The following is a 14,201-nucleotide window of genomic DNA, read 5'->3' on the forward strand; positions in this document are numbered from 1 at the left end:
TACGCTCAACGCAGACTCTGGTTCCTGGACCGTGTGGAGGGGCCGAGCGCCACCTACAACATCCCGGTGGTGCTGCGCCTGCGCGGTGCCCTGGACGCCGGTGCCCTGGAGGCGGCGCTGGGGGACGTGGTGGAGCGGCACGAGGCGTTGCGGACGGTGTTTCCCTCCCATGAGGGCGACCCCCACCAGCGGGTGCTCTCCTGCGAGGAGGCGCGCCCTGTCCTCGCCCGGGTGGGGACAGGGGCGGCCGACACCGCCGACCACGTCGCGCGGATGGTGCGGCACACGTTCGATCTGGAGCGGGACGTTCCGGTGCGGGCGTGGCTGCTGTGCGAGTCGGAGCGTGAGCACGTGCTGGTGCTGGTGGTGCACCACATCGCCGGTGACGGGTGGTCGATGGGTCCGCTGCTGCGGGATCTGGGGCGGGCCTACCGGGACCGGTCCCGGGGCGCGGTTCCGGACTGGGAGCCGCTGGAGATCCAGTACGCCGACTACGCGCTCTGGCAGCGCGGCCTCCTGGAGAACGACGCCGACGGCACCCCCCTCGACGTCCAGACCGAGTTCTGGAAGAAGGCCCTGGAGGGCGTCCCCGAGGCGCTGGACCTGCCCGCCGACCGGCCCCGGCCCGCCGTCGCCTCCTACCGCGGAGAGGTCCTCACCTTCGACGTCCCCGCGGACGTCCACCGCAGGCTCGCCGAGGTCGCCGCCGACCACGACGCCACCCTGTTCATGGCGGTCCAGGCCGCCCTGGCGGTCCTGCTGGACCGGATGGGCGCCGGCTCCGACGTCCCGCTCGGCACACCCGTCGCCGGACGCGCGGACACGGCACTGGAGGACCTGGTGGGGTTCTTCGTCAACACCCTGGTCCTGCGCACCGACACCTCCGGCAACCCCGGGTTCGGCGCGCTCCTGGAACGGGTGAAGGAGGCCGACCTGGCCGCCTTCGCCCACCAGGACCTGCCCTTCGAGCGGCTCGTGGAGGCGGTCAACCCCGCCCGCTCCACCGCGCACCACCCGCTCTTCCAGGTCATGCTCACCCTCCAGAACGACGCCGGGGCCTCCCTGGGGCTGCCCGGACTCGACGTGGCCGAGGAGCCCTGCGCCACGGGCATGGCCAAGTTCGACCTCACCTTCGTCCTCAGGGAGCGCCGCGGACCCGACGGTGCCCCCGCCGGGCTCGACGGTGGCCTGGAGTACGCCACCGACCTGTTCGACGCCGAGAGCGCCGCACTGCTAGCGGCCCGGCTGTGCCGCCTGCTCGACGCCGCCTCGGCAGCCCCCGCCACCGGGGTGCGCGACCTGCCGGTCCTGACGGAGGAGGAGTACACGCATGCTGTGGAGGAGTACAACGGCACCGCCGTCACCGCGCCTCCCCGCGCCCTGGTCCACGAACTCTTCGAGGACCGCGTGAACGAGACCCCCGACGCGGTGGCCCTGGTCAGCGGGGATGAGAGCCTCACCTACGCCGAACTGGACACGCGCGCCAACCGGCTCGCCCACCACCTGATCGCCCTCGGCGTGGAGCCCGAGTCCGCGGTGGCCGTGCTCATGGACCGCTCCGTCCACCAGATGGTGGCCACCCTCGCGGTCGTCAAGTGCGGGGCCGCCTACGTCCCGCTGGCCGCCTCCTTCCCCGCCTCCCGGGTGCGGACCATCATGGCCGAGACGGGGGCCCGGGCCCTGCTCACCGACAGCGGCGCGCGCGACGGCGTCGTCGTCGCCGAGGCCGGGCGGGGGACGCCGGTCGCCGTGGTCGACGCCCTGCCCGCCGACGGCCCCGGGCGCAGCCCCGGGGTACGGGTCGGGGACCTGGCCCTGCTGTACGTGATGTTCACGTCCGGGTCCACCGGCAGGCCCAAGGGCGTGGCGGTCGACCACCGCAACGTCGTCGGCCTGGCCCTGGACCGCTGCTGGGACGGGGACGCCCACCGCCGGGTCATGGTGCACTCCGCCTACGGGTTCGACGCGTCCACCTACGAGATGTGGGTACCGCTCCTGCGCGGGTCGACCCTGGTCCTGGCACCGCGCACCGACGGCGACGCCCGGGTCCTGGCCGACACCGTCCGGGACGGGGGCGTGACCGCCGCCTACTTCACGACCGGGCTGTTCAACGTCATGGCCGACGAGTGCGTGGAGGCCCTCGCCCTGTTGCGCGAAGTGTGGTTCAGCGGGGACGTCGCCTCACCCGGCGCCCTCCAGAGGGTCCTGGACCACTGCCCCGACACAGCGGTGGTCCACGGGTACGGGCCCACGGAGACGACCGTGTGGTCGAGCTACCAGGCCTTCGGCACCGGGGAGCGCCGGCTCGACGAGGTCCACCTGGGCACCCCCATGGACGACACCACCATGTACGTCCTCGACGACCGGCTCCGGCCGGTCCCGCCCGGGGCCACCGGTGAACTGTACGTGGGCGGCGCGCACGTGGCCCGCGGATACGTCGGGCGCCCGGACCTGACCGCGGAACGGTTCGTCGCCGATCCGCTCGGAGAGCCCGGTCGCCGCATGTACCGGACCGGGGACCTGGTGCGCTGGACCCGGCAGGGCCGGATCCGCTTCATCGGCCGGATCGACGGACAGATCAAGATCCGGGGGTTCCGGATCGAGCCGGCCGAGGTCGAGGCGGTACTCGGCTCCAGACCCGGGGTGTCCCAGTGCGCGGTGGTGGTCCGCGAGGACCGCCCCGGAGACAAGCGGCTCGTCGCCTACGTGGTGCTCGACCCCGGTCACGGCCTGGACCGGGCGGAACTGCGCCGGAGCATGGGCGAGACCCTGCCCGACTACATGGTCCCCTCACTGTTCGTGCCCATGGACCGGCTTCCGCTGACGGGCAACGGCAAGCTGGACCGCCGTGCCCTGCCCACCCCCGACTACGGGGCGCTCTCCCGGGGGCGCGGCCCCCGCACGCCCGGGGAGGAGATCGCGTGCCGGATCTTTGCCGAGGTCCTGGGCCTGGACCGTGTCGGGGTCGACGACTCCTTCTTCGACCTGGGCGGCCACTCCCTGCTCGCCACCCGCCTGGTGAGCCGCATCAACGAGGACACCGGACTCGACCTGCGGGTGCGGGACCTCTTCCAGACCCCCACGGTCGCCGGGCTCCTCGGCGGCGGGGACCGCGCCGGCGCCCTCGACGTCCTGCTGCCCCTCCAACCGGAGGGCGAGGGGCGTCCGCTCTTCTGCGTCCACCCCGCCGCGGGGATGAGCTGGTGCTTCGCGGGTCTGGCCCGCCGGATCGGCGGGCCCCTCTACGGGTTGCAGAGCCGGGCGCTGAGGGAACCTGACGCGCTTCCCGCGAGCGTGGAGGAGATCGCGGCGGACTACCTCCGCCGGATCAGGGAGGTGCAGCCCGAGGGGCCCTACCGGTTCCTGGGCTACTCCTTCGGGGGGCTGGTCGCCCACGCCATGGCGACCGCCCTCCAGGAACGGGGCGAGGAGGTCGAACTGCTCGCCCTGATGGACTCCTACCCCGCCCACGGCATCGAGGGTGCGTCCGCGCCCGGCCACGAGCAGATGCTGGGCATGCTCCTGGGCCGGACTCCGGAGGATCCCGGAACCGCACAGGAGCGGGAGGAGCCCTTCGACCTCGACCGGGCGGTGACCGAACTGCGCCGCCTGGACCCGGTCCTGGCCGGTTTCGAGGAGCCCGAGGTGGCCGCGCTGGTCACCGCCGCGGTCAACCACGTGGAGATCGCACAGAACTTCGTCCCGGGTGTCTTCGAGGGTGATGTCACCTTCTTCCGGGCGGAACTGGGACGGATGGACGGAACACCCGACACCGGTGCCTGGACCGAGCATGTGGGAGGTGAGATCGACGTACACCGGGTCGGGGCGACACACGCGCGCATGGCGGACCCAGGACCGATCGAACAGATCGGCGGGATCCTGGCCGCGCGGTTGGACACCACCGACGACGCCGCACACCGCGGCGCAGTGAAGGAGATCCTGACATGACCAACCCCTTCGAGGACACCGAGGGCCGCTTCCGCGTTCTGGTCAACACGGAGGGCCAGCACTCGCTGTGGCCGTCCTTCGCGGACACCCCGGCCGGCTGGTCCGTGGCCAAGGAGGAGGACGGCCGCCAGGCATGCCTGGACTACATCGAGGAGAACTGGGCCGACATCCGGCCCGCGAGCCTGGTCGGCTGACCCCGCCCGCCCGGTGACGTCCCCGGTGCCCGCCACGAGCGGGACCGGTTCGGGCCGACGGCTACGGGCCGTCGGCCGGCGAAGAGCCCCGGACTCGGAGCGAACCTCCGAGTCCGGGGCTCTCGCGTATTCGGGAAAGCCCTGGTGGGACTGCCGGTCGGCTGCCGCCCCGCACTGCCTGGCGGGCGGGCCCGGACTCCGTAGTGTCTTTCCTGACCGGAGCCGGGTGTGCGGCGATGTGCCACGGAATGGGTAACGGAATGCGGACATCGGAAGACGAGACGACCAGTGACACAAGCTCCCCGAGGACGTCCCGAGCCCCCCGAGCCGCGTCCCGCGCGGTCGGTATGGGCTTCGGCTCCTCTCTGGCGCACCACGGGGAGATCCTTCAGGGGATGTTCGAGCACGAGGGGCGGCCCGTCCGCGGGCTGGTGACGATGCCCTGCGACCTCTACCGCTCCTACGTGGTCTTCGAGCCCTCCCCCGCCCCCGTGCTCACGGTGAGTCCGCCCGACAGGACCAAGGCGTTCCGGGCCGCGGCCGAGGCCCTCGCGGCCCTGGGCCGCTCCTACACCGGGGGGCACCTCTACCTCCAGTCCGACGTCCCGTTGGCCCGCGGGTTCGGATCCTCCACCAGCGACGTGATCGCCTCGGTCCTGGCGGTCCACGACGCCTGCGGACGCAGACCCGACAGCGCCGTGACGGCCCGGCTCGCGGTCCGCGCCGAGCTGGCCTCGGACTCGCTGATGTTCGGCGACCGGGCGGTGCTGTTCGCCCAGCGAGAAGGGGTCCTGGTCGAGGAGTTCGCCGCTCCCCTGCCGCCCCTGTCCGTGCTCGGGTTCGGGACCAGCCGGGACGGCGCGGGGATCTCGACCCTGGACATGCGGCCCGCCGCCTACGGCCCCGGCGAGGTCGCCGAGTTCGCCGACCTGCGCGCCGGACTGCGCGAGGCCGTGGCCGCACAGGACCCGGCGGGGGTCGGAGCGGTCGCCTGGGCCAGCAGCAGGATCAACCAGCGCCACCTCCCGGTCCCCGGATTCGCGGACCTGGAGGCCCTCGTCCGCCGGTGCGGGGCCGTGGGGATCCAGGTGGCGCACAGCGGGGACATCGCGGGCCTGATGTTCGACGGCCGCGATCCCGACATCGACGACGCCCGGGACCGCGCCGAACGGATGCTCGGCGACCTCGGCGTCGAGGACACCTGGCGCTTCTCCGCCCACGCACGAAAGTAGGGACCCCCGATGAACCAGCCACCCGCGGTCTACGGCTCGATGGTCGAGGCGATGGTCATGCCTCGTATCGTGCGCCTGCGCCCCAACCTCCACGCGGTCGTCTTCAGCCTCATGAAGCTCCTGCCGGCCAAGCACATCGTCGAACAGGCCCGGTCCAGCGGGCTCCTGGCACCGGGCGCACCCGTGCTGGAGACCTCCTCGGGGACCTTCGCCCTCGGCCTGGCCCTGGTCTGTAGGCACTGGGGGCACCCGCTCACGATCGTCGGCGACCCCGCCATCGACCCCGCACTGCGGACCCGGCTGGAGATGCTGGGGACCCGGGTCGAGATCGTCGACGACTTCGATGCCCCGGGCGGTATCCAGGGCGCGCGCCTGGCCCGCCTGGAGGAGTTGCGCCGCGCACTGCCCGGTGCGTTCGTACCCGGCCAGTACGACAACCCCGGAAACCCCGGTGCGTACCTTCCGGTGGCCGAGCTGATCGCCACGACGGTCGGCCGGGTGGACCGCCTGGTCGGCCCGGTGGGCTCGGGCGGTTCCAGCGGTGGCATCTCCAGCGCGCTCCGCCTGTTCGGAGCGGATCCGCGGGTGGTCGGCGTGGACACCCCGGGCAGCGTCATCTTCGGCCTGGACAACGGCCCTCGGGCGCTGCGCGGCCTCGGCAGCAGCATCCGGCCGGGGAACGTCGTCCACCGCTCCTACGACGAGGTGCACTGGGTGAGCGCCGCGGCCGCGTTCGAGACCACACGCCGCCTGTTCTCCGAGCGCGGCATGTTCGTGGGCCCCACCAGCGGCGCCGCCCACCTGGCCGCTGACTGGTACGCCCGGCGCGACGGCGGGGAGAGCACCGTCGCCGTCTTCCCCGACGACGGCTACCGGTACCAGGACACCGTCTACAGCGAGCCGTGGCTGCGCGAGCACGGGCACTGGGCCCCCGACCTGCCGGAGGAGCCGCTCCTGGTGGAGCGCCCCGAGGCCACCGACCCGCACTGGACGCGGATCGAGTGGGGCCGCCGCCCCGCACCCGAACACGTTTCCGCAGGCTGACCGAGGAGTCCACGACCATGACGAGCACCACCACACACCCGGCCACCGCGGACCTCATGGACGCCTACCCCGCCCTGGTGAGCTGCCGGACCCAGTTCCTGCGCTACGGGGGCCGCGGATCCTTCCACGGGACCGTCGCCACCGTGCGCTGCCGCGAGGACAACGGCCTGGTGAAGGACGCGGTCGCTGAACCCGGTCGGGGCCGTGTCCTCGTCGTGGACGGCGGCGGATCGCTGCACACCGCCCTGGTCGGGGACAACCTCGCCCAGACCGCCGCCGACCGCGGATGGGCCGGGATCGTCGTCGTCGGCGCGGTGCGCGACGTCCTCGGACTCTCCCGTATCGACATCGGCGTGCTCGCGCTGGGCACCAACCCGCGCAGGCCGTCCAGTGCGGGAGCCGGAACCCTCGACGGACCGGTCTCCTCCGGGGGCGCGGTGTTCCTGCCGGGACACCTGCTCTTCGCCGACGGGGACGGTGTCGTGACCGGCCCACCGGACGCACTCCCGCCTTTCTCCCCCTTCCGCACCCCTTCCGAGGAGAGGTCATGACCACCCCTGCCCACGGCGTTTCGCAGCCGACGACACCGAGTCCGCCCGGGCTCGGCCCGGCCTTCCACAGGTTCTGGGCCGGAAGCCTGCTCAGTAACCTCGCCGACGGGATCATGCTCACCGCCCTGCCCATGGTGGCGGCGATGCTGACCAACGACCCGATCCTGGTGTCGGGTCTGATGGTGGCCCGCTTCCTGCCGTGGCTCCTGTGCGGCCTCATCGCCGGGGTGGTCGTGGACCGCGTGAACCGCGCCACGCTCATGGTCGCGGCCAACCTCGTGCGCGGCGGTGCCATCGCGGTCCTGGCCGTGCTGGTGGCCACCGGAACCGCGTCCATCTGGGTGCTGTACGCCGTGATGTTCACGGTGATGCTCTGCGAGGTCTTCTACGACCTCTCGGGGCGCGCGGCCCTGCCCGACCTGGTCCCGGCTGACGGGCTGGACCGGGCCAACGGTCGCCTGGTCGGCGGAAAGACCGTCACGGAGGACTTCGGCGGCGCCCCGCTGGCCGGCTTCCTCTTCGTCGTCGCGACCGCGCTCCCGCTGGCGGTGAACGCCGGTGCCTACGTCCTCGGGGCCCTGGTGCTGCTCGGCCTCCCGCTGGCGGTACGCCGCCCTGAGAGCGGCGAACCGGCCCCGCGGACGTCCGGGGGCGCGGCCTCCGGCGCCGTCCGCGCCGTCCTCACGGAGATCCGTGCCGGTCTGGGATTCGTGTTCGGCGACCGGGCGCTGCGCTCCCCCGTCCTGTTCGGGGTGGTCGTGAACATGGCGTTCATGGCCCAGGCCGGTGTCCTGGTCCTCCTCGTGCAGGAGCACTTCGGTGTCCCGGAGGCCCTCTACGGCGTGTTCCTGGCCTCCTCAGCGGTCGGGGCGCTGCTCGGTTCGGCGCTGGTCGGCAAGGTCGCCGCGAAACTGGGCCGGTTCCGCACCGAACTCGTGTCCTTCGGAGCCATGGGGCTGTGCTGCCTGGCGTTCGGCCTGGCCCCCAGCGCCTACCTCGCGGCTCTGGCCTGGATGCTGCTCGGAACCGCCATGACGGTCTCCAACGTCGTCATGATCGGTTCGGCGCAGATGATCGTGCCCGGTGACCGCCTCGGGAGGGTGATGTCGGTGATCCAGGTCCTCGGGTTCGGCCTCGCCCCGGTGGGCGCGCTCCTGGGCGGCCTGCTGGGCCGGGTGGAACTCCACTACGTCCCCGTGGCCGCCGGTACGGTCCTGCTCGTCTCCCTGGTTCTGGCCGTCCCCGGCCTGCGCGCGCTGACCGCCCGCGCCGACGAGGCGGAGGCGGCCGTCGTGGCGGCGGCCCGGGAGGGGGCCTGAGAAAAATTGTCCGGGGCGTGTCGATCCGGCGCGGGGCCGTTCGACGGGTAGGTGAGAGCGGGGGAGAAGAGCCCTCACCAGGAACGGAAAGGCGAAGGCCGTGCGCTACCTGATGTCGATCATGTCCACCCCGGAGTCCGAGGCCACCGACCACGACAACCCGCCGGAGGTCTACGAGATGATGGCGGCCTACAACGAGGAGATGATCAAGGCCGGTGTCCTGCTGACCGGTGAGGGGCTCGCCCCCACGTCGGAGGGGGCCGAGATCGTCTTCCGGGGCGGTGAGGTGACCGTCACCGACGGCCCCTTCACCGAGGCCAAGGAGTTCATCGCCGGGTACTGGGTCCTCCAGGTCTCCTCCCACGAGGAGGCGCTGGAGTGGGCGCGGCGCTGCCCGCACCCGCCGGCCGACAGCGACGTGGTGCTCAAGCTCCAGTTGCGCCGGATCGCCGAACTGGAGGATCTGGACAAGATGCCCGAGGAACTGAAGGAGCGCGAGCGCGAGCTGCGCTCCCAGGGGTACTGACCAGGGGCACTGGGACCGGACCGGGGCCCGCGGTGCCGGTGGCACCGCGGGCCGCCGCTGCCGGTGGCCCGCCCCCGGGCGAACGTCAGCCCTTCGCCGCCTCGGCCTCCTCCCGGTAGAAGATGTCGATGTCGACCTCCTCGCCGCCGACCGTCAGCGTGTCCCACGGGCCGCCGGCCACCAGGGAGCGCAGGGTCTCGTCGCTCAGGCCGCCCAGGTGGTCGCGCAGCGACGCGTCGTCGGGCATGCCCGGGATGCGCGCGGACAGCCGTTCGCGGATCGAACCCAGCCGCTCCAGCAGGGTCTCCAGGTCCGCTTCCCGGTCGGAGCCCGGTGCCTCGATGCTCTGGGCGATCTTGTCCTTGATCGCGATCTCCGAGCCGTCGTCGGCGGCGGTCACCATCGCCTTCCAGGCCCGGCTCTTGTGCCGGTACTGGAGCATCGACATCGCCGCCTCGTGGCGGATGAAGTCCGAGTCGCGGAAGGGGCGGCCGTTCCACGCGCTGCTGAGCGAGCGCGCCAGGGAGATGGCCGAGGCCAGGCCGCTGTTGAGCCCCCGCCCGGGCCAGAAGTGGATCGCGTTGGCGGCGTCACCGAGCAGGAAGCCGTAGGTGCCCGGGTTCCTCGACCCCGGTGAGCGCAGCTCCGCGGTGAACCGGGGCCGCTGCACCATGCTCAGCCGGAAGGCGGTGACGGCCTTGAGGTCGGACTCGGGCACACCGAACAGCTCCAGCCCCTGGCGCACCCGCTTCCAGAGGGGCGACCCCTTGATCAGGGAGGGCAGGAACAGCGAGTTGTGGGTGGAGCAACTGAAGTCGTCGTCCTCGCCGTCGCGCGCCATCACGCACGGGCGCGAGCCGATGCACTGCTCGAACACCTGTCGGACCGGGTCGATCCCGACGACCTCCCGGGCCTCGGCGTCGGTGAGGCGCATGTTGAGGAAGCCCTGGCCCTCCAGCGAGTTCAGCAGGTAGCGGTTCTGCGCCACGGTCAGCAGGACGGTCGCGGGGTCCGACAGCTTGGACTTGACGCGCAGGCCCAGCACCACGTCCTCCAGGTGCTGCCCGTCCAGTGAGTAGATCGACGTGTCCGCCTGCCCGAACTTCTTGGTGAAGTGCTCCCGGCTGCGGGAGCGCGACCCCTCGCACACCGCGAGCACGTGGGTGTCGTCCAAGGCGTTCGGGTCCTCGGTGACGTTGAACTTCTCGGGGACGAGCCTGATGCGCCCGGGCCGCTCGGAGGCCATCTCCAGGAGGACGTCCTCGATCCGGGAGATGCGGATGTTGCGCGGGCCCAGCCCGCGGATCGAGTCGGCGCCCGAGGGCCACATCTCGGTGTAGGTGCCGGGTGCGAACAGCCGCTCCTGCATCTCCTCGGAGAGGTTGAGGTACTGGCGGCTCTGGATCGTCACGACCTGCTGGCGCCGGACGTTGCCCTGCTTCTCGTTCTTCCACACGACACGGCCGTTGTCGCGGGTCCAGCGCGCGTCGTAGACGGTGACGGACGCCCGGCCGCCGAGGAGGTGGTCGGTCAGCAGGGCGAAGGCCAGGCCGACGGGACCGCCGCCCGAGACCGTGACGTTCATGACCGGTCCGGACGCGGCGTCGGGGCGGACGAACAACTGGGTCACCGGAGGGCTGGCCTCCTGCGTCTCGGAGGGCTCCCAGCAGAACACCTCGTCGCCGATGGTGATCAGGTCGCCGGGGCGCAGGACGTGGGACGCCGTCGGCTCGCCGTTGACCGTGGTCCCGTTGCTGCTCTCACGGTCGTAGAGGACGTAAACGCCCCCCTCGGGGAGGATCTCCGCGTGGAAGCGGGAGGCCAGCTTGCTCACGACCACCACGCTGTTGCTGGCGTGGCGGCCGAAGGTGATCGGCACATCGCCCACCGGGAACCGCTGCTGGGCGAAGGGGCCTTCACGGCCGACGATCTCGAATGACACAGCCTGCTTCTTTCTGTCAGGGGGACGGGCTCTGCTCGGGGGCCTGGGGCGGCCTTCTCGTTCTGGGACGCGGGAGGGCGGCCTGCGGATCTGATTTTCCCGGAATCCCTCACACAGCAGGTATTCCGGACGGATGCCTGCCTACCCCGTGGGGGAGCGGGAACGCGGCCACGACCCCGCCCGCACGGGTGCCGGCCGGCCCGGTCGCCTCGGTCCGTGCACCGGGGATGAGCAGCGGGTGACGCTTCTCCCCCGGTCGGGGTGTTCTCCCGCCCGTGCCACGGTGTGCGCACGCACGGCCCCGCCGGGCGGTGGAGAGGGAGGTCACCCGCGACGATGGCGTGGGCGGTTTTCGGTCGCGGGTCGAATCTGTTTCTGTGGCCTTTCGCAAAGCGGGGAGCGTGCTTGCGGTGTGTGACCTGCGGTGCTTTCATTGCACCGTGAGCCACGGGGATACCACGCGCGCGGTGGAGGCGGTCTGGCGCATCGAGTCGGCGCGCCTCATCGGAGCGCTCACCCGGATGGTGGGCGATGTCGGCCTGGCCGAGGAGTTCGCCCAGGACGCTCTGGTCAGTGCCTTGGAGAAGTGGCCCGAGGAGGGTGTGCCGAGCACACCGGGCGCCTGGCTGACCACCGTGGCCAAACGCCGCGTCCTCGACCGCTGGCGCCGCGACGAGCGGTTCAAGGACCGCATGGCCGACCTCGGGCGCGGGGCCGCCGAGAACGACGGGCAGGCCGAGTTCGACGCCGCGCTGGAGGAGGACTACGGCGACGACGTCCTCCGGCTCATGTTCGTGTGCTGCCACCCGGTCCTGTCCGGCAAGGCGAGGGTGGCCCTGACCCTGCGCATGCTCGGCGGCCTGTCCACGGACGAGATCGCCCGCGCCTTCCTGGTGCCCGAACCGACCGTGGCGCAGCGGATCGTGCGGGCCAAACGCACCCTCGCCAAGAGGAGGGTGCCCTTCGAGGTGCCCGCCGGAGCGGACCGCGACGCCCGGCTCTCCTCCGTGCTGGACGTGCTCTACCTGGTCTTCAACGAGGGCTACACCGCCACGTCCGGTGCGGACTGGACGCGCGCGGACCTGTGCGAGGAGGCGATGCGCCTGGGCCGGGTGCTCGCCGCGCTGCTGCCCGAGGAGCGCGAGGTGCACGGGCTGCTCGCCCTCATGGAGTTGCAGGCCTCACGGCTTCGCGCCCGCTCTGGGACGGACGGCCGACCCGTGCCGCTGGCCGACCAGGACCGCTCGCGCTGGGACCGGCTCCTGATCACCCGGGGCCTGCGTTCGCTGGCCCGCTCCGTGCCCCGTGACCCCGCCGAACCGCGGGGGGCCTACTCGCTCCAGGCGGGGATCGCCGCCGAACACGCCCGGGCCCTCGGCGCCGACGACACCGACTGGGTCGCGATCGCCCTCCTGTACGAGCGGCTCGTCCGGCTCACCCGGTCACCGGTGGCCGAGCTCAACCGGGCGGTCGCTGTGTCGATGGCCCTGGGGCCCGCTCCCGCGTTGGAGATCGTCGACGCGCTCCGGGGGATACCGGAATTGGCGGGCTACCACCCTCTGCCCGCCGTGCGCGGCGACCTTCTGGTCCGGCTCGGACGCAGCGGCGAGGCGCGCTCGGAATTCGAGCGTGCCGCGGAACTCACCCGCAACGAACGCGAGCGCGAACTCCTCCTGGAACGCGCCCGATCCGGCTGATAGCGAACCCCGTGGATCCGTTCTGAACTGCGGATTCCGTTGTTCCGCTACCTACACTCCGCGTGCCCGCCCGCGCCACTGACAAATGTCATGCGTTTCTGCTGGCATACCTCAGTTCTCAGGGGGACAAGGAGTTGTTAGATTCTTCTTTATTCTGGAGAAAAGTCTTCCGCGCGATGTACTGAAAGGTGCGGTCGGCTCTTCTCTGTGTCTTTGTATGGAGAGGAAGAAGTGTCGGCGATCGAAGTGAGGAACATATCGAAGGCGTTCCGCGGCCACCGTGCGGTCGACGGGGTGTCCTTCACGGTGGAGCCGGGAACGGTCACCGGATTCCTGGGGCCCAACGGTGCGGGCAAGACCACGACCCTGCGGTGCCTGCTCGGCCTGGTCCGCCCCGATCGCGGTGAGGGGCTGTTCGGCGGCCGTCCCTACGCGAGCCTGCCCGCCCCCGCCTCCGAGGTGGGCGCGGTGCTGGAGGCCAACAACCTGCATCCCGGGCGCAGCGGCCGCAACCACCTGCGCACCCTGTGCGACGCCGAGGGCCTGCCGCTCTCCCGGGCGGACGAGGTGCTCGACGAGGTCGGCATCGCCGAGGCCGGCGGCAAACGGGTCGCCGGGTACTCGATGGGCATGCGCCAGCGCCTGTCCCTGGCCGGGGCGCTGCTGGGCGACCCCAGGGTGCTGATCCTGGACGAGCCCGCCAACGGCCTGGACCCGCGGGGCATCGACTGGCTGCGGCGCTTCCTGGACTACCAGGCGCACGAGAGGGGCGTCGCCGTCCTCGTCTCCAGCCACGTCCTGGCCGAGGTCGAGCAGACCGTGGACAACGTCGTCATCATCGCCCGGGGCCGACTCGTCCACCAGGGGACCCTCAGCGAACTCACCGGGGGAGGGGAGAGCCTGCACGAGGCCTTCCTCCGCCTCACCGACCAGGAGAACTCCGAACAGCCCGTGGGAGGTAGCCGATGACCGCGCTCGTCAGGTCCGAACTCCGCAAGGTCTTCACCACCCGGCTGTGGTGGATCATGCTCCTGGCCGCCCTGGCCTGGGTGGGGCTGTCCCTGGGCCTCATCATCGTCTCCGCCGGGATGGAGGGGGGCTTCGCCGCCGACAGCGCCGAGTACGCCGGGGCCGTCTGGCCCATGGGTGCTTCGGGGACCCTCTTCGCCCTGGTCGTGGGCATCGTGGTGGTGACTTCGGAATACCAGCACCGCACCGTCAACACCACCTTCCTGGTCAGCCCCCGCCGACTGCCCGTGGTCCTGGCCAAGGCCGTGGCCGCGGCCCTGGTCGGCCTGCTGTTCGGCGCGGTCGTGGTCGGGCTGTCCGCCGTGGTCGCCGGCGCCTCCATCCTGGCCGGGGGAGGGGAGCTGAACCTGGTCGACAACCAGGTGCCGCGCGTTCTCCTCGGCTCCGTGGCCGCCCACGTCGCCTACACCGTGATCGGTGTGGGCGTGGGCGCGCTCATCCGCCACCAGGTCGCCGCCCTGGTGGTCGGAATCCTGTGGGTGTTCATGCTGGAGCCGATCCTGGTGGTCGTGCCCCAGCTCCAGGACGTCGGCCGGTGGCTGCCCGGCGGTGCGGTCTCCGCCCTCTACGACACCGGGGTCGACTACGGAATGGGGGCCATGGAACTGCTGCCGGTGTGGGGCGCGTCCATGGTCCTGGCGGGCTACGCCGCAGTGGCGATCGCCCTGGCCGCGGCCACCACGCTCCGCCGCGACGTGGCCTGAGCAGCACGGGGCGGC

Annotated in this window: 11 protein-coding genes; 10 read left to right on the forward strand and 1 reads right to left on the reverse strand. The window is 71.9% G+C overall.

Translation table 11 applies throughout. The features are described 5' to 3' along the window. The 7 genes from B042_RS24005 to B042_RS0120195 all read left to right on the forward strand — a co-directional run. On the forward strand, positions 1-3,948 hold a 3,948-nt coding region (locus B042_RS24005; protein ID WP_036555749.1), incomplete at its 5' end, for an amino acid adenylation domain-containing protein. After that, on the forward strand, positions 3,945-4,142 hold the full coding sequence (locus B042_RS0120165; protein ID WP_028649864.1) for an MbtH family protein: 198 nt from the start codon (positions 3,945-3,947) through the stop codon (positions 4,140-4,142). The genes B042_RS24005 and B042_RS0120165, both read left to right, overlap by 4 nt. A 395-nt stretch (positions 4,143-4,537) precedes the next feature. Beyond that, entirely contained in the window at positions 4,538-5,374 is an 837-nt protein-coding gene (locus tag B042_RS0120170; RefSeq protein WP_197024372.1) for a GHMP kinase, read from the forward strand. A 9-nt stretch (positions 5,375-5,383) separates the two neighbouring features. Beyond that, complete coding sequence (locus B042_RS24010) at positions 5,384-6,418, forward strand: PLP-dependent cysteine synthase family protein (protein ID WP_155989260.1); 1,035 nt, start codon at positions 5,384-5,386, stop codon at positions 6,416-6,418. A gap of 17 nt (positions 6,419-6,435) precedes the next feature. Beyond that, a complete protein-coding gene (gene rraA, locus B042_RS24015) occupies positions 6,436-6,969 on the forward strand; it encodes a ribonuclease E activity regulator RraA (protein ID WP_051415845.1) in 534 nt (177 codons plus the stop codon). Next, positions 6,966-8,288, forward strand: coding sequence for an MFS transporter (locus B042_RS24020; RefSeq protein ID WP_051415847.1), 1,323 nt, complete (start codon positions 6,966-6,968; stop codon positions 8,286-8,288). Before rraA ends, B042_RS24020 begins: the two co-directional genes overlap by 4 nt. A 100-nt stretch (positions 8,289-8,388) precedes the next feature. Continuing rightward, on the forward strand, positions 8,389-8,814 hold the full coding sequence (locus B042_RS0120195; protein WP_028649866.1) for a YciI family protein: 426 nt from the start codon (positions 8,389-8,391) through the stop codon (positions 8,812-8,814). Positions 8,815-8,899: 85 nt separating this feature from the next. Here the strand turns inward: B042_RS0120195 and B042_RS24025 are convergent, their stop codons facing one another. Further along, positions 8,900-10,756, reverse strand: coding sequence for an FHA domain-containing protein (locus B042_RS24025; RefSeq protein WP_081748907.1), 1,857 nt, complete (start codon positions 10,754-10,756; stop codon positions 8,900-8,902). Positions 10,757-11,196: 440 nt separating this feature from the next. Between B042_RS24025 and B042_RS0120205 the strand changes: the two genes are divergently transcribed. The 3 genes from B042_RS0120205 (at position 11,197) to B042_RS0120215 (ending at position 14,186) form a co-directional block, all read left to right on the forward strand. Further along, positions 11,197-12,453 carry an RNA polymerase sigma factor gene (locus B042_RS0120205; protein ID WP_028649867.1) on the forward strand — a complete coding sequence of 419 codons (1,257 nt, stop codon included), beginning with the start codon at positions 11,197-11,199 and terminating at the stop codon, positions 12,451-12,453. A 255-nt stretch (positions 12,454-12,708) separates the two neighbouring features. Next, positions 12,709-13,422, forward strand: coding sequence for an ABC transporter ATP-binding protein (locus B042_RS0120210; RefSeq protein ID WP_036555802.1), 714 nt, complete (start codon positions 12,709-12,711; stop codon positions 13,420-13,422). Continuing rightward, the gene (locus B042_RS0120215) at positions 13,419-14,186 is read left to right on the forward strand and encodes an ABC transporter permease subunit (RefSeq protein WP_028649869.1); all 768 of its coding nucleotides are present in this window, start codon (positions 13,419-13,421) and stop codon (positions 14,184-14,186) included. Before B042_RS0120210 ends, B042_RS0120215 begins: the two co-directional genes overlap by 4 nt. Positions 14,187-14,201: the final 15 nt, after the last annotated feature.

It is taken from the genome of Nocardiopsis sp. CNT312 (assembly GCF_000515115.1).
Lineage (GTDB): Bacteria > Actinomycetota > Actinomycetes > Streptosporangiales > Streptosporangiaceae > Nocardiopsis.